This is a genomic window from Halomicrobium sp. IBSBa, assembly GCF_017612575.1.
Taxonomy (GTDB): Archaea; Halobacteriota; Halobacteria; order Halobacteriales; family Haloarculaceae; genus Halomicrobium.
This window is the reverse complement of record NZ_JADPQC010000002.1, coordinates 1-20,095: the sequence shown is the minus strand read 5'-3', so window position 1 is coordinate 20,095 and position 20,095 is coordinate 1. Positions and strand designations below refer to the sequence as shown.

16 protein-coding genes, 1 tRNA gene and 1 rRNA gene are annotated in these 20,095 nt (G+C 66.2%); 11 read left to right on the top strand and 7 right to left on the bottom strand.

Going from position 1 to position 20,095, the window contains the following annotated elements:
* Nucleotide 1: 1 nt before the first annotated feature.
* The 4 genes from IL252_RS06770 to lipA form a co-directional block, all read right to left on the bottom strand.
* On the bottom strand, nt 2–985 hold the full coding sequence (locus tag IL252_RS06770; RefSeq protein WP_208627396.1) for an alpha-ketoacid dehydrogenase subunit beta: 984 nt from the start codon (nt 983–985) through the stop codon (nt 2–4).
* Nucleotides 982–2,088, bottom strand: coding sequence for a pyruvate dehydrogenase (acetyl-transferring) E1 component subunit alpha (pdhA, locus tag IL252_RS06765; protein WP_208627805.1), 1,107 nt, complete (start codon nt 2,086–2,088; stop codon nt 982–984). The genes IL252_RS06770 and pdhA overlap by 4 nt, the downstream gene beginning before the upstream one ends.
* A 123-nt stretch (nt 2,089–2,211) precedes the next feature.
* Complete coding sequence (locus tag IL252_RS06760) at nt 2,212–2,796, bottom strand: hypothetical protein (RefSeq protein ID WP_208627395.1); 585 nt, start codon at nt 2,794–2,796, stop codon at nt 2,212–2,214.
* Nucleotides 2,797–2,854: 58 nt separating this feature from the next.
* On the bottom strand, nt 2,855–3,781 hold the full coding sequence (gene lipA / locus IL252_RS06755; protein WP_208627394.1) for a lipoyl synthase: 927 nt from the start codon (nt 3,779–3,781) through the stop codon (nt 2,855–2,857).
* 254 nt (nt 3,782–4,035) lie between these two features.
* Between lipA and IL252_RS06750 the strand changes: the two genes are divergently transcribed.
* Nucleotides 4,036–6,417, top strand: a complete 2,382-nt coding sequence (locus IL252_RS06750; RefSeq protein WP_208627393.1) for a DEAD/DEAH box helicase — start codon at nt 4,036–4,038, stop codon at nt 6,415–6,417.
* 113 nt (nt 6,418–6,530) lie between these two features.
* On the opposite strand, the gene IL252_RS06745 is transcribed toward IL252_RS06750, so the two are convergent.
* Nucleotides 6,531–7,187 (bottom strand): HAD family phosphatase, encoded by a 657-nt coding sequence (locus tag IL252_RS06745; RefSeq protein WP_208627392.1) that lies wholly within the window; start codon nt 7,185–7,187, stop codon nt 6,531–6,533.
* 354 nt (nt 7,188–7,541) lie between these two features.
* On the opposite strand from IL252_RS06745, the gene IL252_RS06740 reads away from it, so the two are divergent.
* From IL252_RS06740 to pheT, 7 genes are all read left to right on the top strand, one after another.
* Nucleotides 7,542–7,796, top strand: a complete 255-nt coding sequence (locus tag IL252_RS06740; protein ID WP_208627391.1) for a hypothetical protein — start codon at nt 7,542–7,544, stop codon at nt 7,794–7,796.
* A gap of 182 nt (nt 7,797–7,978) precedes the next feature.
* Nucleotides 7,979–8,218: a hypothetical protein gene (locus tag IL252_RS06735; protein WP_240936930.1), complete on the top strand. Its 240-nt coding sequence runs from the start codon at nt 7,979–7,981 to the stop codon at nt 8,216–8,218.
* A 93-nt stretch (nt 8,219–8,311) separates the two neighbouring features.
* Nucleotides 8,312–9,079: an endonuclease NucS domain-containing protein gene (locus tag IL252_RS06730; RefSeq protein WP_170092930.1), complete on the top strand. Its 768-nt coding sequence runs from the start codon at nt 8,312–8,314 to the stop codon at nt 9,077–9,079.
* A gap of 57 nt (nt 9,080–9,136) precedes the next feature.
* Nucleotides 9,137–10,147: a tRNA-intron lyase gene (gene endA, locus IL252_RS06725; protein ID WP_208627390.1), complete on the top strand. Its 1,011-nt coding sequence runs from the start codon at nt 9,137–9,139 to the stop codon at nt 10,145–10,147.
* A 79-nt stretch (nt 10,148–10,226) separates the two neighbouring features.
* On the top strand, nt 10,227–12,047 hold the full coding sequence (locus IL252_RS06720; RefSeq protein WP_244256915.1) for a tryptophan--tRNA ligase: 1,821 nt from the start codon (nt 10,227–10,229) through the stop codon (nt 12,045–12,047).
* Nucleotides 12,048–12,227: 180 nt separating this feature from the next.
* The gene (locus tag IL252_RS06715; RefSeq protein ID WP_208627389.1) at nt 12,228–13,736 is read left to right on the top strand and encodes a phenylalanine--tRNA ligase subunit alpha; all 1,509 of its coding nucleotides are present in this window, start codon (nt 12,228–12,230) and stop codon (nt 13,734–13,736) included.
* Nucleotides 13,736–15,535 (top strand): phenylalanine--tRNA ligase subunit beta, encoded by a 1,800-nt coding sequence (pheT, locus tag IL252_RS06710; RefSeq protein WP_208627388.1) that lies wholly within the window; start codon nt 13,736–13,738, stop codon nt 15,533–15,535. The genes IL252_RS06715 and pheT overlap by 1 nt, the downstream gene beginning before the upstream one ends.
* Before the next feature lie 48 nt (nt 15,536–15,583).
* Here pheT and IL252_RS06705 read toward each other — a convergent pair whose 3' ends face one another.
* Together IL252_RS06705 and IL252_RS06700 are read right to left on the bottom strand one after the other, a co-directional pair.
* Complete coding sequence (locus IL252_RS06705) at nt 15,584–16,636, bottom strand: quinone-dependent dihydroorotate dehydrogenase (RefSeq protein WP_208627387.1); 1,053 nt, start codon at nt 16,634–16,636, stop codon at nt 15,584–15,586.
* 57 nt (nt 16,637–16,693) lie between these two features.
* Nucleotides 16,694–16,891 (bottom strand): hypothetical protein, encoded by a 198-nt coding sequence (locus tag IL252_RS06700; RefSeq protein WP_015761641.1) that lies wholly within the window; start codon nt 16,889–16,891, stop codon nt 16,694–16,696.
* 224 nt (nt 16,892–17,115) lie between these two features.
* Between IL252_RS06700 and IL252_RS06695 the strand changes: the two genes are divergently transcribed.
* From IL252_RS06695 to IL252_RS06685, 3 genes are all read left to right on the top strand, one after another.
* Nucleotides 17,116–17,427, top strand: a complete 312-nt coding sequence (locus tag IL252_RS06695) for a non-histone chromosomal MC1 family protein (RefSeq protein ID WP_015761640.1) — start codon at nt 17,116–17,118, stop codon at nt 17,425–17,427.
* 721 nt (nt 17,428–18,148) lie between these two features.
* Nucleotides 18,149–19,621, top strand: a 16S ribosomal RNA gene (locus tag IL252_RS06690).
* A 184-nt stretch (nt 19,622–19,805) separates the two neighbouring features.
* A tRNA-Ala gene (locus tag IL252_RS06685) sits at nt 19,806–19,877 on the top strand.
* Nucleotides 19,878–20,095: the final 218 nt, after the last annotated feature.

Sequence of the window (20,095 nt, the reverse complement as noted above, 5' to 3'; positions counted from 1 at the left end):
GCTAAAACTCACAGGCGTCTGTGATACCGTCTTTGATACGGGCAGGTTCGGGGAGGTAGTAGTCCTCCAGGGCGTACAGCGGGTACGGCGTGTCGAAGCCGGTCACGCGCTGGATTGGGGCCTCCTGGTAGAGCAGCGCCTCCTCCTGGATCGTCGCGATCACCTCGCCGGCCAGCCCGCCCGTCTTGGGGGCCTCGTGGACGACGACGGCCCGACCGGTCCGCTTGAAGCTCTCGACGACGGTGTCGGTGTCCATCGGCGACAGGGTCCGCAGATCGATCACCTCCGCGTCTATCTCCGGCGCGAGCTCCTCGGCCGCCTCGACGGTCGGGCGCGTCATCGCGCCCCAGGTCACGACGGTCACGTCCGACCCCTCGCGGCGGACGGCGGCCTCGCCAAGCGGGACGGTGTAGGACTCGGCGTCGACGGGCTCGCGGAAGGCCCGGTAGATCAGCTTCGGTTCGAGAAAGATGACGGGGTCGGGATCGCGGATCGACGCCGCCAGCAGCCCCTTGGCGTCGGCGGGGGTCGAGGGGACGACGACCTTCAGGCCGGGCTCGTGAACGTAGAAGGCCTCCTTCGACTCGGAGTGGTGCTCGGGCGCGCGGATGCCGCCGCCGTAGGGCGCGCGGACGACCATCGGACAGGTGAAACGCCCGCGGCTGCGGGTCCGCAGGCGGGCGGCGTGAGACACCAGCTGGTCGAAAGCCGGGTACATGAACCCGGAGAACTGCATCTCCGGGACCGGGCGCAGGCCGTGGGCGGCCATGCCGATGGCGGTGCCGACGATGCCCGACTCGGCCAGCGGCGTGTCGATCACGCGGTCGGGGAACTCCTCGATCAGGCCCTGTGTCGCCCGGAAGACGCCGCCGTTCTCGCCCACGTCCTCGCCCAGCACGAGCACGTCCTCGTCGCGGTCCATCTCGCCGTAGAGCCCGTCTCGGACCGACTGGACGAGGGTCAGATCCTGCGTCTCGGTGCTCATTCCAGCAACACCTCGTCGCCGTGGCGCTCGCGCAGCGCTTCGAGATAGTCCAGTTGGTCGTGCAGTCGCTGTGGCATCTCGGCGTAGACGTGTGCGAACATCTCCTCGGGCGCTGGCCGCTCGTACTGCTCGGCCGTCTCGATGGCGTCGGCCACCTCTTCGGTGATCGACGACTCGATGGCCTCGACGGACTCGTCGTCGAGGAGTCCCCGATCCCGCAGGAACGCCTCCATGCGCGGAATGGGGTCTTTGCGCCGCCAGCGCTCGACTTCCTCGTCGCTCCGGTAGACGGAGGGATCGTCGGCGGTCGTGTGTGCGCCAAAGCGGTACTGGACCGCCTCGATCATGGTCGGACGCGGGTCCTCGCCGGTCGGATCGCGGGCCTTCTCGACGGCTTCGCTGGTGACCTGATAGACGGCCAGCGGGTCCATCCCGTCGACCTGGATCCCCTCGAAGCCGTAGGCGCTTGCCTTCTGGGCCAGCGTCGCGCTGGCGGTCTGGCGCTCTCGGGGGACCGAGATGGCCCACTGGTTGTTGTTACAGAAAAACACCGTCGGGGTGTCGAACACGCCAGCGAAGTTCAGTCCCTCGTGGAAGTCACCCTCGCTGGTCGCGCCGTCGCCGAAGTACGCCAGGTGGACTTCGTCTTTCCCCCGGAGCTTCGCGGCCCACGACGCGCCCGTCGCGTGGGGGATCTGCGTCGCGATCGGGACGGCCAGCGCGAACGCGGCGACGCCATCGGGCGGATCGTTGCCGGCCTCCGACCCCATCCAGTACAGCAGAATCTGGTCGAGCGGCCACCCGTGTGCGTGCAGCGCGGCGTGTTCCCGGTAGCTCGGAAACACCCAGTCACCGTCGGCCAGCGCGTGGGCGCTCGCGACCTGTGCGCCCTCCTGTCCGGCCATCGGCGGGTACGTCCCCATCCGACCCTGTCGCTGGAGGCTCACCGCCCGCTGGTCGAAGTGACGAGCCAGCTTCATCTCGCGGTAGATCGCGACGAGTTGCTCGTCCGTGAGGTCGGGCACCGTCGCGCCGTCCCGGACCTCCCCGTTCTCGTCGAGTACCTGTACCTGGTCTGTCGGGTCGCGATGGAGGACGCTCAGTGGGACCACCTTCCGTGTGACATACGGTATACGTTGTCGCGGGGTCGGCTTATGGTTTGTGCGGACGAATATCTCTCTCGGTGGAATTATCGAGGGTAATGCCTACGTAGGTACTGTTCCGTCTCACGCGATCGCACTGACCGCGACTGTCGCCCCGCAGCCGCGACACAGGAGGGCGACGCCGCTCTCGCCGTCGGGGCGGTCTTCGAAGACGAGCGCCGAGTCACACGTCGGACACCGTTCGAGACACATGACGAGTCGCGCTGCCAGCTCTTCGCGGGGCACGTCCGGGAGCCGTGCCAGTCGGGCCTCGTCGACCCACTCTCTGATCGTCGGTTCGGCGACGATCGCGGCCAGAAACCCCGCTCTGGAGTGCCACGCGCCCACCGTTTCGTCGCCGTGCGTGACGACGTACCGATCGTCCGCCTCGGTCACGTCGAGAGCGTCGGCGTCGAGCCCCTCGCTTGCTGCCAGCCAGCGCAGCGCCCGGTCGCCCCCGCGCATCTGGACCATCCGCTCGTGCCAGGCCTCGGCGAATCCATCGGTGAGCCGGAGGTCGGTGCCGTCGGCCGTCGGTTCGAGGACGTTGGCCTCGCGCAGGACCGTCTCGACTGTGGCGGCGTCGTCGGTCTGTTCGGACTCCATGCGGTCCTCGCCGCCGTCCGTTCGGACGACGCGGCGGTCACGACGAACGGGTGGCGACCTCATACGGGGCCCTCTGGCTCCACACGGATAGTAGCGCTGTCACTCGGTCGGTCCGGCGGGCTCACTCTCCGGCCCGTGCTCGCCGCCGCGCGATCGCGGGGTCGTTGCCCTCTAGCACCGCTTCGACGAACAGCTCACCGGCGCGATAGGACGAGCGGACCATCGGTCCCGAGGCGCAGTAGGCGAAGTCAAGCTCCTCCTCGGCGACGCGTCGCCAGGTGTCGAAGGCGTCGGGGTGGACGTACTCCGAGACCTCCAGGTGCGAGCGGGAGGGCTGGAGGTACTGGCCAAGCGTCACCACGTCGACCCCCACTTCCCGCAGGTCCGAGAGCGTCTGGTAGATCTCGTGGGCGTACTCGCCGACGCCGAGCATCAGGCTCGTCTTCGTGTAGATGTCCGACTCCCGGTCGACCTGGCCAAGCACCGACAGCGACTGCTCGTAGCCGGCCCGGCGGTCTCGCACGGGCCACTGGAGGCGCTGGACGGTCTCGACGTTGTGGGCGATCACGTCCGGGCCGGCGTCGACGATCTGTCGGACCAGCCGCTCCTCGCCCCGGAAGTCCGGAATGAGACACTCGACGAGAATCGACGGGTCACGCTCTTTGATCGCCCGGATGGTCTCGGCGAAGTGGCCCGCGCCCTGGTCGGGCAGGTCGTCGCGGTCGACGCTCGTGAGCACCACGTAGTCCAGCCCGATGTCCGCGACCGCGTCGGCGACGTTCGCGGGCTCGTCGGGATCGAGCGGCTCCATCCCGCCGGTCTCGACGTCACAGAAGTTACAGCCCCGCGAACAGCGATCGCCCAGTAGCATGAACGTCGCCGTCCCCGGCCCGTCCTCGCCACTCCAGCACTCGCCCATGTTGGGGCAGTTGGCTTCCTCACAGACGGTGTGGAGGTCCCGCTCGCGCAGCGACTGCTTGATCTCGGTGAAGCGCTGGCCCGACGGCGGCCGCATCTTGAGCCAGTCGGGCTTGCGGGCGCGACTCATTGCCCACAGTTAGGAACGGGCGATGAAAACGGCTGTGGTGCCGGTTAGAGCTGACGGTTCGGACGGACCGACTCCTGCCCGGTGCTTCGTCCCGGCGGCGTTCGTCGCCGTCGTCGGTGCCACCGAGTACGGGCTCCGCCGGCACTGCTCGGTGTCTCCACCGCGACCGATCGGGTGAGTCGTCTGCGTCGATCCGTGGCGGCGGCGACTGCGGTATAGAAACGCATATTGCACCGCGGCCCCCGGTCCCTGACGTGTCACGGAGCGCCGACGGGGAGCCAGCCGTCGCGGTCGCGGACGTGCTCCCCGAGTTCGCCGACGCCTTTCCTTTCGAGGAGTTCAACCGAATGCAGTCGGAGACGCTCCCGGCGCTGTTGAACCGCGAGGACAACGTCGTGGTCAGCGCGCCGACCGCCAGCGGGAAGACCGCGCTGGCCGAGATCGCCATCTGCAAGACGCTGCAGGCCGGCGGGACCGCCCTCTTTCTCGCGCCGCTGCGAGCCCTGACCAACGAGAAAGAGAGCGAGTGGGAGCGCTTCGAGGACCTGGGGTACTCGGTGTACGTCGTCACCGGCGAACGGGACCTCAACCCCCGCCGGGCCGAACGGGCCGACGTCCTCGTGATGACTCCCGAGAAGGCCGACTCCGCGACCCGGAAGCACGACTCGCGGCGCTACGACTTTATCACGGACGTGGACTGCTGTATCATCGACGAGGTCCACCTGCTCGATTCTGACCGGCGCGGGTCGGTCCTGGAGGTGACCATCTCCCGGATGCGTCGCCTCTGTGACCCCCGCGTGGTCGCGCTGTCGGCGACGATGGAGAACGTCGAGGACGTTGCGGCGTGGCTCGACGCGCCCAGCGAGACGACCTTCCAGTTCGACGACGACTACCGGCCGGTGCCGCTCAACGCCGACGTGAAGACCTACAGCCACGGCGAGAACGCCTTCGCCGACAAGTACCGGCGGCTCTACCGGGCGCTGGATCTGGCCGAGCCACACATCCGCGAGGAGGGCCAGGCCCTCGTGTTCGTCTCCTCGCGACAGGACACCGTCCAAGCAGCCAAGAAGGCCCGCGACGAGATCGTCGAGCGGGACGTGCCGATGGGTGCCCGCGGCGAGTACGACTTCCACACCGAAGCCGCCGAACTCGACAACGACACCCTCCGCCAGTCCGTCCTGGACGGCGTCGGCTTCCACCACGCCGGCCTCTCTCGGGCGGACAAGGACCGCGTCGAGGAGTGGTTCAAAGAGGGGCTGATCCAGCTCCTGTTCTCGACCTCGACGCTCGCCTGGGGCGTGAATCTCCCGGCCCGCTGTGTCGTCATTCGAGACACGAAGCTCCACGACCCCCTGGAGGGCGAGGTCGACATGAGCCCGCTGGACGTGCTCCAGATGCTCGGCCGCGCGGGCCGGCCGGGCTACGACGACATGGGCTACGCCTGGATCGTCTGTGACCGGGCCGACGCCGACAAGTACCGCACCCTCCTGCGGGAGGGCAAGGAGATCGAGTCCAGGCTCGCCGACGACCTCGATGCCCACCTCAACGCCGAGATCGCGCTGGGGACGCTGGGCGACGTCGAGGACGTGATGGGGTGGCTCGAAACCACGTTCTACTACCAGCGCGCCCAGCGCGCTCCCGAACGGTACACCGCCGGCACCGACCTCCGGGAGCGAGTGTCGGACACGCTCGGGGAACTCGTCTCCGACGGGTTCGTCGAGATGGACGACCTCTCGGTCGAGGGGACCCCGCTCGGTCGACTGGCCTCGAAGTTCTACCTCCGGCTGGCGACGGCCCGTCGGTTCAAAGACTGTGCCGACCGGGCGGCGGCCGACCCGGACGGCTTCGACGAGGACGCGATCCTCTCGACGGTCGCCGGTGCGACGGAGTTCGACAGCGTCAGCGCCCGCAGCGACGAGGAAGACGCCGTCGCGGCGGTGATCGGCTCTCGCGGCGAGGCGCTGACCGCCGGCCAGCGGAAGGTGCTCGCGATCCTCCGCTCTTCGATGTCCGGCACGACGCCGTCGGAACTCCAGAGCGACGCCTGGGTCATCAAGCAGAACGCGCTCCGCATGCTCGCCGCGCTGCGGGCCTTCCTCGATCGCTTTGCCGGCGCTCGCGGCGCGAACCTCGCCCGCCGCGTCGAGGCGCGCGTCGAGAACGGCGTCAGCGCGGACGCGGCGGGGCTCACGGCGATCGACGGGGTCGGTCCCGGACGGGCGCGCACGCTCGCCGCCGAGGGCTTCCGGACGCCCGCGGACGTGGTCGACGTCGGCGTCTCTGGGCTGGTCGCAGCCGGCCTGAGCGAGAGCGTCGCCGAGCGGGTCCACGACAACGCGACCGACCTGCCAACCGTCGTCGTCGAGTGGGGCGAGTTCCCGGACCAGATCGCGGCCGGCGAGCGCGAACTCCACGAGGTGACGGTCCGCTCGGTCGCCGGCAGCGCCCGCGCCGGCATCCGCGTGACTGTCAACGGCCACGAGATGACGACCAAACCGTCGTACCTCGGACAGGCGACGGTCCCGGTCGCCGCGTTCGGCGGTGACGCCGACGAACTCACCTTCACGATCGAGGTCACTTTCCCCGAGTTGCCGATCCCGCCGATCCGGGAATCTCGCACCGTCAGCGTGGGGTGATACGGACGGTTGTAGACGTTTATCCAGTCGACCACACGCTGTCGTGCGGTCGATCTGGGACAGCGCTACAACTGTCCGTATGAGCGTTCCCGGCCGGCGTCGTGTGCTGTCGCTCACTCGCTGGCGAGAACGTTCGATCGGACGATCTCGGCCATCTCGGCCGGTGTTTCGGCGACGAGGTCGGCGTTCTCGGTCGCACCCTCGGCCGCCCCGACGCCGAAGCTGACGACGGTCATCCCCGCGCGATGGGCCGCGGTCGTCCCGTGGTGGGAGTCCTCGACGGCCAGCGCGGTCGCTGGATCGACGCCCAGCTCGGCGGCGGCGCGCTCGTAGATCGTCGGCTCGGGCTTCCCGGGGCCGTCGAGGTCAGCAGCGCTGACGACGGTGTCGAACAGGTCCCCGAGGTCGAACCGTTCGAGGACGATCTCGTACCACTCGGGCGGCGAAGCGGTCACCATGGCGACGGGCACGCCGGCCTCGCGCAGCTCCGTCAGCAGTGCTCGCACGCCGGGCGTGAGCTCGACCTGTTCGCCGTAGATTTCGTCGGCTGCCCCCTCGTACAGCGAGACGAACGCCTCGTAGTCGACGGCCAGGTCGTACGTCTCGTCGAGCACGTCGTACTGCTCCTCGTAGAAGATCCCGGTCACTTCCTCGACTGGCACCTCCTGGTCGGGGACCGCTGTCGGCAGGATCTCCTCGCGCTCCAGCTCGATCCAGTAGTCCTCCGAGTTCACCAGCACTCCGTCCATGTCGAAACACGCGGCGTCCATACTCGCCCGGTTCTCTCGCAGTGACAAATGTGTAGCGTTCGCGCCTGCGTGTCTGCCCACTACCGGCTGTCGTCGTGACCGATCTCGCCGCCTCGGGACGGCGGCTGTCCTCATACTGCCGGCTGTACCTTCGTGAAGATCTTCGCCACTCCGGGGTGGCGAAATCGTTCACAGATGTACAGCCGGTAGTATCACGAAGTCGTCGCCGGCAGTATCGGTCGTCTGGTAGCCCGACACTGGCTCGGTCACTGCAACTTACGTCCCAGCTCCCGACGGCGTCGATCGCTCTTGCATGCTCCTTGCTATCACACCTCACTGTTAAATGGTTGGACAGACAATATGTAATCGTCCACGATGTCGGAACCCGAAACCACCGAGCGGCGTCGGGTCGACCGCGCACCCGCGCTCGTCTGTCGGACGCGGACGGTCCTCCGTATCTCCGTCCTGATCGCTCGCCGACTGGCGTTCTGGCTGGCCGTCGTCCTGCCAGTGGTCTACGTTCCGCTCCTGTTCGTCGACGGTCACTGGGCCACGCTCGCCGTGTCGGCGCTGCTCGTCGCTCACGTGCTCGCGGTCCTCGCCGGCAGTGGCTACGACCCGAACGGCTGATACAGTTTTAGAAGCGCCGATAAATTTTCTCGACCTGTCTCGATCGGTTTCGAAACGCGTGAAACACCGCCGCGGCGGTGTAAAATACCGACTACCTCCGCTGAAACGAGCTAAATTCTACCCAACCGTCGGCCCATTATATGCTGGTGTCGGGCATAGCGACGAGCGAGGAGAACGCTCCAATGTCCATCGCACCGCCCTTCGACTCCGACACGGTCGCCCTCGACGCACAGTCCATCCGAACGCTCGCCTTCCGCCCCGTCGAAGCGACGGCGTTCTGGACCGCTGTGGCGCTCCCGCTGGTCTACCCCGCTCTCATGTTCGGTGGATTCGACGGACAGGAGCCGTTCCTCCTCGTGGCGGCGCTCGCGCTCCACGTCGCCGCTCTCCGTCTCGGCCGGGGACACGGCCGGGACGGCTGATACCGCCGGCCGCCCGACTCCCCGCTTTCCTCCCGCCAGTGGTCCCCGCCCCCGTCCGAGCGTTCAAGTATCGAGACGCGACCAGCCCCGCCCATGCACGACGACACTCGCGTGCTGGCCGGCGACTGCACCACGCTGTTCGAGACGACCGGCGCACAGACCCAGCGGACCCGCGAGCAACGCGGCGAGGTCCTCGTAGTGGTCAAGCCCGACAACACCGTTCTCGTCCACGACGCCGACGGCTACCAGCCGGTCGCGTGGCTCACGCGGCCCGACAGCGTCACTATCGAGGGCGGCACCGTGGTCGCCCGCGACGGCGACGACCTCCTGCGCGTGGTCACCCACGAGGAACACGGCAGCGCCAGCTACCCGGTCTCGGAGGCCGGCATCCCCGTCGGCGACTGCCTGGCGTGTGCGGGCACGCTGGTCCGGTCGAACGGCGCGGTCCGGTGCTCGGGCTGTGAAGAGCGCTACGGCCTCCCCGCGGACGCGACGATCACCGGCGGTCGCTGCCGGGACTGTCGCCTCCCCACTATCCGCACCGAACGGGGCCGAGCGTTCGAACTGTGTCTGGACCGGGAGTGTGAATCGCTGGACGATCGCGTCACCGACGCCTTCGACCGCGAATGGGACTGTCCGGCGTGTGACGGCGACCTCCGCATCGTCCGGAAGGGCGGGCTGTTCGCCGGCTGCGAGCACCACCCCGACTGCGAGACCGCTTTCGCCATCCCCACCGGCGTGGTCGTCGACACCTGTGCCTGCGGGCTCCCACTGTTCGAGACTTCGGGGGGCCGTCGCTGTCTCGACGCGACGTGTTCGCAGTCCCAGATGAGCGAGGCGGCGACGTACTCCGGACCCTGACGCTCCGTCCTCGATACGACCCGCAGGGGCTTTACTCGCCCACGCGCAGGCAAGAGTATGGACGCGACGCTCTCCGATGGAGTCGTCCGGGCCGGCAAGCGGGCCCGCGAGCAGTTCTACGATTCCAGCGGGTACGGTCGGCCGGTCGACGCCGGGAAGCTCGAACTGGCACCCGTCGAGGCGGCACACCTGCTGTATCGCGGTGACCTCGACGGTGTCGACGGGATGGGACTTCGAGAGCTACTGAACTCCGCGTTGCTGTCGGAGGTCGACTTCTTCGTCTACAAAGATCTGCGCGACCGGGGGTTCTACTGCTCGCCGGCACGCCCCGACCGCGTCGAGGACCCCGACGGCTGTGACTTCGTCGTCTACCCGCGGGGCAAGGGGCCGTGGGACGACGCCGTCGCCCACCGAATTCGGGTCGTCAGCGAGCGCGAGACGGTCCCGGCAGCCGATCTGGGGGGGTGTGCGCTGGCCGTCGTCGACGAGGAGAGCGAGATCAGCTACTTCGAGACCCACCGTCCGGACGTCTCCGGGACGAGTCGGTCGGCCGTCCCCGAAACCGACGGCGATCTGCTCGCAGACCGGGTCGTCTGCTGGGACCCGCCCGCCGAACTCTACGAAGCGGCCTTCTACGGGCAACCGCTCGACGAGCAGGACGCACAGGCGATCCAGCTCTCGCTGGTCGAGGCCGCGTACCTCGCCGGAGCGGGCACGCTTCAGGTCGAAGGCGATGCCGACGCGGTGATCGAACGCGGTCGCGCCGTCGAGGGCGACCGGTTCGACCGCCGGCTCGCGGTGTACGAACGGCTTCGCGAGCAGGGGATCGCACCCAAGACGGGCTTCAAGTTCGGCGCGGACTTCCGGACCTACGCAGATGTCGAGAGCGTCGCGGACCTGGGCCACTCCGAACTGCTCGTGCGGGCGTTCGACGCCGGCCACGTCTTCGAGCCCCGAGACCTCGCACTGGACGTGCGCCTGGCCCACGGCGTGCGCAAGACGATGGCCTACGCGTTCGTCGGCGACGAGGGGATCGAGTGGCTGGCCGTCGAGCGCCTGACGCCCTGACTGCAGCCCGAAACGAACCCTTTTTGCGCCGACGACCACCTACGGATGAATAGATTGGCTCGCGCCAGTCAGTTCGACCATGAGTGACCCAGATCGTACCCGCGACGAGGGATCGCCCGACGACCACAGCGCCGCGTCGGGTTCGGACTGGCGCGAGCGGAGCCCCATCCGACCGGACGGCGGTGAGGCGAGCGAAGCGAGTCGAAGCACATCAGAAATCCGTTCTGATGGCGGTGAGGCGAGCGAAGCGAGCCGAGCCTCGCCGGATCTTCGATCCGACGGCGGTGAGCGAATCGGAGATTCGCGATCCTCGTCAGAACTCCGTTCTGATGGCGGTAAGGCGAGCGAAGCGAGCCGAGCCACGTCGGATCTTCGATCCGACGGTGGCACCGAGGTCGAAGGAGCCGACGACGTGGCGCTGGATCCGTGGGGCTCCTCGACGGTCTCGGACTACCGCAAACTGTTCGACCAGTTCGGCATCGAGTCTTTCGACGAGGTGCTGCCGGAGGTGCCCGCGCCCCACTACCTGATGCGCCGGGGCGTCATCTTCGGCCATCGAGACTACCGACCGGTCGCTCGTGCGATGCGAGAGGGCGAGCCCTTCGCCGCGCTCTCGGGGTTCATGCCGACGGGCGACCCGCACATCGGTCACAAACTCGTCTTCGACGAGATTATCTGGCACCAGGAGCAGGGCGGCGACGCGTACGGACTGATCGCCGACCTGGAGGCCCACAGCGCCCGCGGCCTGACCTGGGCGGAGATCGACGAGCACGCGACGAACTACGTTCTCTCGCTGCTGGCACTCGGCTTCGATCCCGAGGACGGGGAGCTGTACCGCCAGTCCGAGAACCGCGACGTACAGGACCTTGCCTTCGAACTGGGTGCCGAGGCGAACTTCTCGGAGCTCCAGGCGATCTACGACTTCGACGGAGAGACCGACGTGAGTCACATGCAGTCGGTCGTCACCCAGATGGCCGACATCCTCTACCCGCAACTCGACGAGCCGAAGCCGACGGTGATCCCGGTCGGCCCCGATCAGGACCCACACATGCGACTCGCCCGCGACCTGGCGGCCCGGATGGGGTATTTCGGCGTCACCCGCGCGTACGCGAGCTTCGAGGCCGACGACGCCGAGCGGGAACTGCTCGGTGCCGCCTACGAGGCCCTGCAGGCCGACCGCTCGGCCGACGAGCGCGTTCGCTGTGAAGCGGCCGCCGACTGGATCGAGGCCGAGATCACCCCCGACGACGTGCGACAGCGCACCGTCGAGAAGCTCCGCGCGGCGGGCAAGGAGCCGCTTCGTCCCCGGACTCGCTTCCTCGATCGCAACGCCACCGACGAAGCCTTCGAGGCGCTCATCGAGGCGGTCGAGGGCGAGAAGCGCGTCTACGACGAGCACGTCGACGCCTTCGACATGGACCGCGAGGCAGCCACGGCGCTGGCCCGCGAGGTCGCGCTCGACCACGGCGGCTACGGCTTTCGCGCACCGTCGTCGATCTACCACCGCTTCATGACGGGGCTGACCGGCGGCAAGATGTCCTCCTCGATTCCGGCCTCACACATCTCGCTGCTCGACGACCCCGAAGACGGCTACGACAAGGTGAAGTCGGCGACGACCGGCGGCCGCTCGACCGCCGAGGAACAGCGCGAGAAGGGCGGCAAGGCCGACGAGTGCCCGGTCTACGAGCTGTACGCCTACCTCCTCGCTGGTGACGACGACGAGTTCGCCAAGGAGGTCTACGACGAGTGTGTCGGGGGCGAGCGGCTCTGTGGGGGCTGCAAGGAACAGGCCGCCGAACTGATGGAATCGTTCCTCGAAGATCACCAGGAGAAACGCGCCGAGTGGGAAGCGAAGCTCGACGAGCTCGACATCGACCTCGACAGCGACCGGAAGCGCTAACTCTCTGATCGAGGGGTGTTTTCGGGTACGGTGATCGAATTGGCGGCGAACAACTCACCGAAAGGGCGAGTGCTGCGTGACGGCGGAGCCGGCACGTTATAGCCGGCCGGCCCCGACGAAACCGTTCGCGGCAAGTGAGAACCGTTAACTGACGAACCCGCCGTGTATCCGACAACGAACATGCGATTACCACACGCGCAGGTGGCCCTGCTGGAGGCTGCCGACGCAGACGACGCCAGACGTATCGACGCGCTGGCCGACGAGGCCGGCCTGAAACCGGAGACGGCGACCGGTGCCGCCTTCGCACTCGAAGACGAGGGACTGCTCGCACTTTCCGAGGAGACCGTCGAGTCCGCCACACTGACCGACGAAGGCCGAACGTACCTCGACGAAGGGCTCCCGGAAGTCCGTTTCTACCGCGGTGCGATCGACGCCGGTGCGGACGACGAACCCGCGGAGATGGGCCCGGTCATCGGCGCGGCCGGCCTCGACGGTGCGGCCGTCGACATCGCGCTCTCGAACTTCGCACGCAAGGGGTACGGCCAGATCGACAGCGGTGCCGTGTCGGCCGACCCCGAGGCCGATCCCGACAGCGATCCGGAAGCCGCGGCACTGGCCGCGCTGGCCGACGGCGAGTCGGTCGACGACGAGGACGTGCTCGCACAGCTCGATCGCCGGGGACTGGTCGAGATCTCCGAGACCACCGTCCGCTCCGCGCGGCTCACCGACGACGGCGTGACGACGCTGATGGCCGGCGTCGAAGTCGCCGAGACCGTCGGGCAGGTCACGCCCGAGTTGCTCACGTCCGGCGAGTGGCAGAACGTCGAGTTCGCCGAGTACAACGTCGAAGCCGACGCCGACGAGGTCAGGACCGGCAAGACCCACGTCCTGCGCCAGCAGGCCGAGAACGTCAAAGACACCCTGGTCGGCATGGGGTTCCAGGAGATGCAGGGCCCGACGGTCGACGCGGACTTCTGGATCAACGACTGCCTGTTCATGCCACAGGACCATCCCGCGCGCAATCACTGGGACCGCTTCGCGCTGGAGCAGCCGGCTCAGATCGACGAGCTACCCGAGGAACTGGTCGAACGCGTCGAATCGGCCCACCGCGAGGGCGTCGGTCCCGACGGCGAGGGGTACCACTCGCCGTGGGACCTCGACTTCGCCAAGGCCCTGGCTCTGCGGGGTCACACCACGTCTCTGACCGCCCGCCACCTCTCTGGCGAAGCGCTCGGCGAGCTGGAACCGCCCCAGCGATTCTTCTCGATTGAGAAGGCGTACCGCAACGACACGCTGGACGCGACCCACCTGCTGGAGTTCTTCCAGATCGAAGGGTGGGTGATGGCCGAGGAGCTGTCGGTCCGGGACCTGATGGGGACGTTCACCGAGTTCTACGAGCAGTTCGGGATCACCGACATCCAGTTCAAGCCCCACTACAACCCCTACACCGAACCGAGCTTCGAGCTGTTCGGTCGCCACCCCGAGACCGGCGAACTCATCGAGATCGGCAACTCCGGCATCTTCCGCCCGGAGATGCTCGAACCGCTCGGCGTCGACTGTGACGTGATGGCCTGGGGGCTGGCCCTGGAACGCCTGTTGATGCTCGTGACCGGTGCCGAGGACATCCGAGACGTCCACGGGACGCTGGTCGATCTCGACTTCCTGCGATCCGAGGAGGTGCTCTACTGATGCCAACTGTCGATATCGATCCCGACGAACTGCGCGAACTGACCGGCCACAGCGACAAGAGCGACGACGAACTCCGCGACGACCTGTTCTCGCTGGGCCTGGAGTACGAAGGCGAGACCGACGAGGGCCACTTCGAACTGGAGTTTGCCCCCGACCGGCTGGACAGACTCTCCGTCGAGGGGATCGCCCGCTCGCTGCGCTACGACTACGGCGACGACCGCGGCGTGTACGTCCCCAGCACCAACGACCCCGAGTGGACTATCGAGGTCGAAGACACGCCGCCAGAACGGCCCTACGTCACCGGCGCGATCGTCCGCGGGCTGGACCTCGACGAGTCGTCGCTGGACTCGCTGATCCAGCTCCAGGAGAAGCTCCACGCCACGATGGGACGCAAGCGCGCCAAGGGCGCGATCGGCGTCCACGACCTGACGATGCTGAAAGGCGGGGCGGCGAACGTGACGGCGTCGACGCCTCGCGACGAAGCGGTCGGCGACCTCGACAGCCCAGCCGGCGAGGACGACGAGCGCGAGGCAGTCGAGAAGACGATCACCTACACGGGTATCGACCCCGACAGCGAGGAGTTCGTCCCCCTCGAAGGCGACCGTGCGATGACCCCCGCCGAGGTGACCGAAGAGCACCACATCGGCGTCGAGTACGCCGACCTCGTCGCGGAGATGGATCGCGTCCCGGCGATCTACGACTCGATCGGGCTGTTCTCGTTCCCGCCGGTCATCAACGGCAAGCGGACCGAAGTCGACACCGGTTCGCGGGACCTCTTCATCGAGATGACCGGGACCGACCAGTGGACGATCGACCACATGCTGTCGATCGTCTGTTACGCGCTCGACGCTCGCGGCGGCACCGTCGAGGAGGTCACCGTCGAGTACACGGACGGTGCGCCCGGCGAGTACGCGGGTCGGTCGTTCGTCCGCCCGGATCTCGGGACAAAGACCAAGACCGTCTCCCACGACCGCATCGAGACGATTCTGGGCGTCGACCTCGACAAGCGCGAGATCGGCGATCTCGCCGACCGGGCCGGTCTCGACGCCAGCGAGACCGACACCGACGGCGTCTACGAGTTCGAGATTCCGCCCTACCGCGTCGACGTGCTCCACCCGATCGACGTGATCGACGACCTCGGTCGCGCCTACGGCTTCAACACGCTGGAACCCAGGTACCCCGACGTGTCGACGGTCGGCGGCCGTCACGACCGCTCGAAGCTCGAACGGGCGACCCGAGACGTGCTGGTCGGTCTGGGCTTCGAGGACCTGCTGAACTTCTACATGATCAGCGAGGAAGAGAACTACGAGCGCCTGCAGGTGACGCCCGGCAGCGACGCCGTCGGCGGCGGCGATCCCGTGACGATCCAAGAGCCCTACAGCGAGGACTACACGATGTTGCGCTCGTGGGCGCTGCCCTCCATCATGCTCGTCCTCGAAAACAACACGCACCGCTCGTACCCACAGGACCTCGCGGAGATCGGTCTGGCTGCCGAGGTCGACGAGTCGACCAACACCAACGTCGCCGAGCACCGCACGGTCGCGGCCGCGGTCGCACGCCACGACGCCTCTTACGAGGACGCCAAGACGCGCCTGCAGGCCATCGCCGCCAACTTCGGCAAAGAACTCGCGACGCCACCGATCGACCACCCGACGTTCATCGACGGCCGGACTGCGGCGGTCGAACTCGACGGCGAGACCGTGGGCGTCGTCGGGGAGATCGACCCAGCAGTGCTCGTCGAACACGACCTCGAAGTGCCGGTGGCTGCCTTCGAGTTCCGACTCGACGCTCTGGAGTAGCCTTCACTGGCCCCCAAACCGTCTCCGTGTCACGATCCCGACGCCGCTTTACAGATCGGCACCGACGGCGTCCTCGATCGTCTCGAACCCGTCTGCTTCGAGCAGCGCCACCAGCCCCTCGTTGATCTCTCGGGCCAGCGTCGGCCCCTCGTAGACCAGTGCCGTGTACAGCTCGACCAGCGTCGCGCCGGCCCGTATCTTCCGATAGGCCCCTTCGGCGCTGGAGACGCCGCCGACGCCGACGACCGGTACGTCGACGCGCTCGGCGACGAACCTGACCATTCGCGTCGCCCGGTCCTCGATGGGTTTGCCCGAGAGGCCACCCGTCTCGACGCGGTGCTTGCTCTGCAGAGATGCGGGCCGCTCGGTGGAAGTGTTGGTCGCCACGACGCCGTCGAGATCCAGTTCGCGAACGATCGCCAGCGCGTCCTCGATCGCCGGCTCCGGAAGGTCGGGCGCGAGTTTGACCAGTATCGGAGCCGCGCCAGCGTCTTTGAGTTCGCCGAGAATCGCCGCCATCGACTCCTTGTTCTGGAGTTCTTCGAACCCCTGCGAGTTCGGACAGGAGATGTTGACGACGAAGAAATTGCCGCCGTCCGCGACCTGTTCGTAGGTGTAACGGTAGTCGTCGGGTGCGTCGTCGGTGCCGACGTGCTCGCTCTTGGCGATGTTGACGCCGACGGGCACTGGAGCGTCTGTCGCCGCCAGTCGCTCGCCGACGGCGTCTGCGCCGTGGTTGTTCAACCCCATCCTGTTGATGATCGCCTCGTCTTCGCGCAGACGGAACATCCGCGGGCGGGCGTTCCCGGTCTGTGGCTCGGCCGTGACGCCACCGACCTCGACGAAGCCAAAGCCCAGCGCACCGAGTGCACCGGGTATCTCGGCGTTCTTGTCGAACCCCGCCGCGACGCCGACCGGGCTGTCGAACTGCTGGCCGAACGCGTCGACCGCGAGTCTGTCGTCGTCGATCCGGTACCGTCGTTCGAGCAACGCCGTCGCAGGCGTCTCGTCGGCCACTTCGAGCAGTCGGTGTACCGTCCGGTGGGCGGTCTCTGCCGGCAACTGAAACAACAGCGGTCGTACGATGTCGTAGGGGTTCATGTGTCTCCGTCCGGCAGTCGCGGTTCAGGTGGACCGCGATCCGCCGTGATGGTGCTGCTAGAACTCGTGTTCGACGTCCTCTGGGTCTGCCTTCTGAATGATGATCTTGTTGTCTCGGACGCGGACGAACACTTCGTCACCGATCTCCATCCCAGCGACTGCGAGTTCGTCCTCGTGGATGTTGATGTGAACGTTGTGGTACTCGCCATCGTCGTCTTTGGCGCCACTTGGGCTGAGCTTCTTCTTTCGCACCATCGCGCTATCCTACTCCGTGCATCGCCGTAGGATATACTTAAGTCTACCGTGCGAGGCGTATCGTTCACGGGTCACCGCGCGCGAGCACGGGACACGGCCGCTTTTGGACCCGGTTTCGGGCCTCGGTTCGTTATCACATATAAATGTACCGTGGCGGGAGCGGTCGATTTGGGGGTATATTTATGTTGAGCCATGTGTTCCATTGACATGGAGCGGTGAGAACCATGGCACGCGACAAGGACAAGCGCAATTTTGCGCTCCGAACACAGGACGGTGACGAAACGAGCGTCTTCTCGGGTGGAACACCACGTCAGGCGGCACTGAAGGCCGCCCGGCGTCTCGATCCCGCCGACAGCGAAGACGACGCAGATCCCGAAGAGATTCGGCTCCGCGAGAAGGGAACCCACAAGGTCCACATCTACGAGGGATGGGCCTGGGAAGAGGAGGCTCCCGACGACAAGCCCGGCTGGATGCCGGGCGACATCACCAAGGGGAACGTCTCTAAAGAGGGCGTAGAGCACCTCGACGAGATCTAACCGTTCGAGCCCCGCTATTTTTGTGCCGGTCGTTCCGTGCCGAGAGACATTTACAACCCGGGCGCTCACATACACGTGCGCGGCCACACTCGGCCCGACCGACGCACGCTGCGCGGGATGATCGGCTGACCTCCAGCCGCGCGATACTCATACACTGTTTGTCGTCCGTCTCTGATGTGTTCCATCATCTGTGGTGCGGGACGATCCCGACATCGTGACAGTCGACGGTATCTCTGTTCGCCGACCTGCTGGTCGCCTTTCGTCTGCCACTGTACGACACCCGACGTACCCATGTAATCGCATGCCGTAGCGGGGGTCGTTCGACGGCCTTAAGTTGTCCCTGCTCCTCGGACGTAATACGAAGCGGCGCAGGGCAGATCGCCCTTGCCGGGCTTTGCGTCCATCCGACGCCCTTAAGTGTAACAGGGTGTTCGGGTTGGACGCAACCGATGCCCGGCCGGTGACGAACCCCTGGCCACTCGGACCACACGGCGAGCCCCTCTCGCCGAACACGACTCGAAGGCTTTATGATGCCTTCGGGAGAACGTTCAGGTCCGGAAGAATGAGGATTCCACCCCTGCGGTCCGCCGTCAAGATGGAATCTGATGTTAGCCCTAGTAGTTCGGTGACACTCGGTCGACGAGTGTCGTCGGACGCTCTTCGATAGCGACCACACCCTTATGGGTGTGATCCCGCCTAACCCCCCTGCTCTGCAGGGGACATTCCGGTTGATCCTGCCGGAGGCCATTGCTATCGGAGTCCGATTTAGCCATGCTAGTCGCGCGGGTTTAGACCCGCGGCAGATAGCTCAGTAACACGTGGCCAAACTACCCTATGGACGGGAATAACCTCGGGAAACTGAGGCTAATCCCCGATACAGCTCTCAGACTGGAGTGTCGAGAGCTGGAAACGCTCCGGCGCCATAGGATGTGGCTGCGGCCGATTAGGTAGACGGTGGGGTAACGGCCCACCGTGCCTATAATCGGTACGGGTTGTGAGAGCAAGAACCCGGAGACGGTATCTGAGACAAGATACCGGGCCCTACGGGGCGCAGCAGGCGCGAAACCTTTACACTGCACGACAGTGCGATAGGGGGACTCCGAGTGCGAGGGCATATAGCCCTCGCTTTTCTGTACCGTAAGGTGGTACAGGAACAAGTGCTGGGCAAGACCGGTGCCAGCCGCCGCGGTAATACCGGCAGCACGAGTGATGGCCGCTATTATTGGGCCTAAAGCGTTCGTAGCCGGCCGGTCAAGTCTGTTGGGAAATCGACGCGCTCAACGCGTCGGCGTCCAGCGGAAACTGACTGGCTTGGGGCCGGAAGATCTGAGGGGTACGTCCGGGGTAGGAGTGAAATCCCGTAATCCTGGACGGACCACCGGTAGCGAAAGCGCCTCAGAAAGACGGACCCGACGGTGAGGAACGAAAGCTAGGGTCTCGAACCGGATTAGATACCCGGGTAGTCCTAGCTGTAAACGATGCTCGCTAGGTGTGCCGCAGGCTACGAGCCTGCGCTGTGCCGTAGGGAAGCCGAGAAGCGAGCCGCCTGGGAAGTACGTCTGCAAGGATGAAACTTAAAGGAATTGGCGGGGGAGCACTACAACCGGAGGAGCCTGCGGTTTAATTGGACTCAACGCCGGACATCTCACCAGTCCCGACAGCAGTAATGACGGTCAGGTTGACGACTTTACCCGACGCTGCTGAGAGGAGGTGCATGGCCGCCGTCAGCTCGTACCGTGAGGCGTCCTGTTAAGTCAGGCAACGAGCGAGACCCGCACTCCTAGTTGCCAGCAATACCCTTGTGGTAGTTGGGTACACTAGGAGGACTGCCAACGCTAAGTTGGAGGAAGGAACGGGCAACGGTAGGTCAGTATGCCCCGAATGGACTGGGCAACACGCGGGCTACAATGGTCGAGACAGTGGGATGCGGTACCGAGAGGTAGAGCTAATCCCCTAAACTCGGTCGTAGTTCGGATTGTGGGCTGAAACTCGCCCACATGAAGCTGGATTCGGTAGTAATCGCGTGTCAGAAGCGCGCGGTGAATACGTCCCTGCTCCTTGCACACACCGCCCGTCAAAGCACCCGAGTGAGGTCCGGATGAGGCCATCATGCGATGGTCGAATCTGGGCTTCGCAAGGGGGCTTAAGTCGTAACAAGGTAGCCGTAGGGGAATCTGCGGCTGGATCACCTCCTAACGATCGGGACCAGGCCGACGCGCCTGGCCCACTCACCGTGATCTGTAGTCGATCGACGATATCGCCGTCACTGGCGATTCGTCGTTCACGCTACAGACCACAGTGACCTTTGGCAGCGTCCACCGACACCTGTTGACCGGGCACCTATGAACTACTAGGGCTAACGTTGCGGACGAGGCGTCGGGCCCATAGCTCAGCGGCAGAGCACCTCCTTTGCAAGGAGGAAGCCCTGGGTTCAAATCCCAGTGGGTCCATACTCCGTACCGTGTTCGAACCGAGCCCCTTAAGTGTGGGACGGCGTTCGAACGACGTACGGCAGACCAGTGCACTACCCCGTGCAAGCGCGGGTAGGAAGGGTCGATGTACAGACCGGGTCGCACCGGCTGTACTGATGACACCGCGTGTACGTGCGATCCAGGCGTCCACTGGACTCGTGCAATTTCATCGAGTCACAACCAAATTTGACGTTGGC

What these genes read in the sequence shown, in the direction of transcription:
- IL252_RS06770 (WP_208627396.1), bottom strand. Translation starts at nt 985, where the DNA reads ATGAGCACCGAGACGCAGGATCTGACCCTCGTCCAGTCGGTCCGAGAC.
- IL252_RS06730 (WP_170092930.1), top strand. Translation starts at nt 8,312, where the DNA reads ATGCACGACGACACTCGCGTGCTGGCCGGCGACTGCACCACGCTGTTC.
- IL252_RS06695 (WP_015761640.1), top strand. Translation starts at nt 17,116, where the DNA reads ATGGCACGCGACAAGGACAAGCGCAATTTTGCGCTCCGAACACAGGAC.
- IL252_RS06745 (WP_208627392.1), bottom strand. Translation starts at nt 7,187, where the DNA reads ATGGACGCCGCGTGTTTCGACATGGACGGAGTGCTGGTGAACTCGGAG.
- lipA (WP_208627394.1), bottom strand. Translation starts at nt 3,781, where the DNA reads ATGAGTCGCGCCCGCAAGCCCGACTGGCTCAAGATGCGGCCGCCGTCG.
- IL252_RS06740 (WP_208627391.1), top strand. Translation starts at nt 7,542, where the DNA reads ATGTCGGAACCCGAAACCACCGAGCGGCGTCGGGTCGACCGCGCACCC.
- endA (WP_208627390.1), top strand. Translation starts at nt 9,137, where the DNA reads ATGGACGCGACGCTCTCCGATGGAGTCGTCCGGGCCGGCAAGCGGGCC.
- IL252_RS06735 (WP_240936930.1), top strand. Translation starts at nt 7,979, where the DNA reads ATGTCCATCGCACCGCCCTTCGACTCCGACACGGTCGCCCTCGACGCA.
- IL252_RS06715 (WP_208627389.1), top strand. Translation starts at nt 12,228, where the DNA reads ATGCGATTACCACACGCGCAGGTGGCCCTGCTGGAGGCTGCCGACGCA.
- IL252_RS06760 (WP_208627395.1), bottom strand. Translation starts at nt 2,796, where the DNA reads ATGAGGTCGCCACCCGTTCGTCGTGACCGCCGCGTCGTCCGAACGGAC.
- IL252_RS06720 (WP_244256915.1), top strand. Translation starts at nt 10,227, where the DNA reads ATGAGTGACCCAGATCGTACCCGCGACGAGGGATCGCCCGACGACCAC.
- pheT (WP_208627388.1), top strand. Translation starts at nt 13,736, where the DNA reads ATGCCAACTGTCGATATCGATCCCGACGAACTGCGCGAACTGACCGGC.
- IL252_RS06705 (WP_208627387.1), bottom strand. Translation starts at nt 16,636, where the DNA reads ATGAACCCCTACGACATCGTACGACCGCTGTTGTTTCAGTTGCCGGCA.
- IL252_RS06700 (WP_015761641.1), bottom strand. Translation starts at nt 16,891, where the DNA reads ATGGTGCGAAAGAAGAAGCTCAGCCCAAGTGGCGCCAAAGACGACGAT.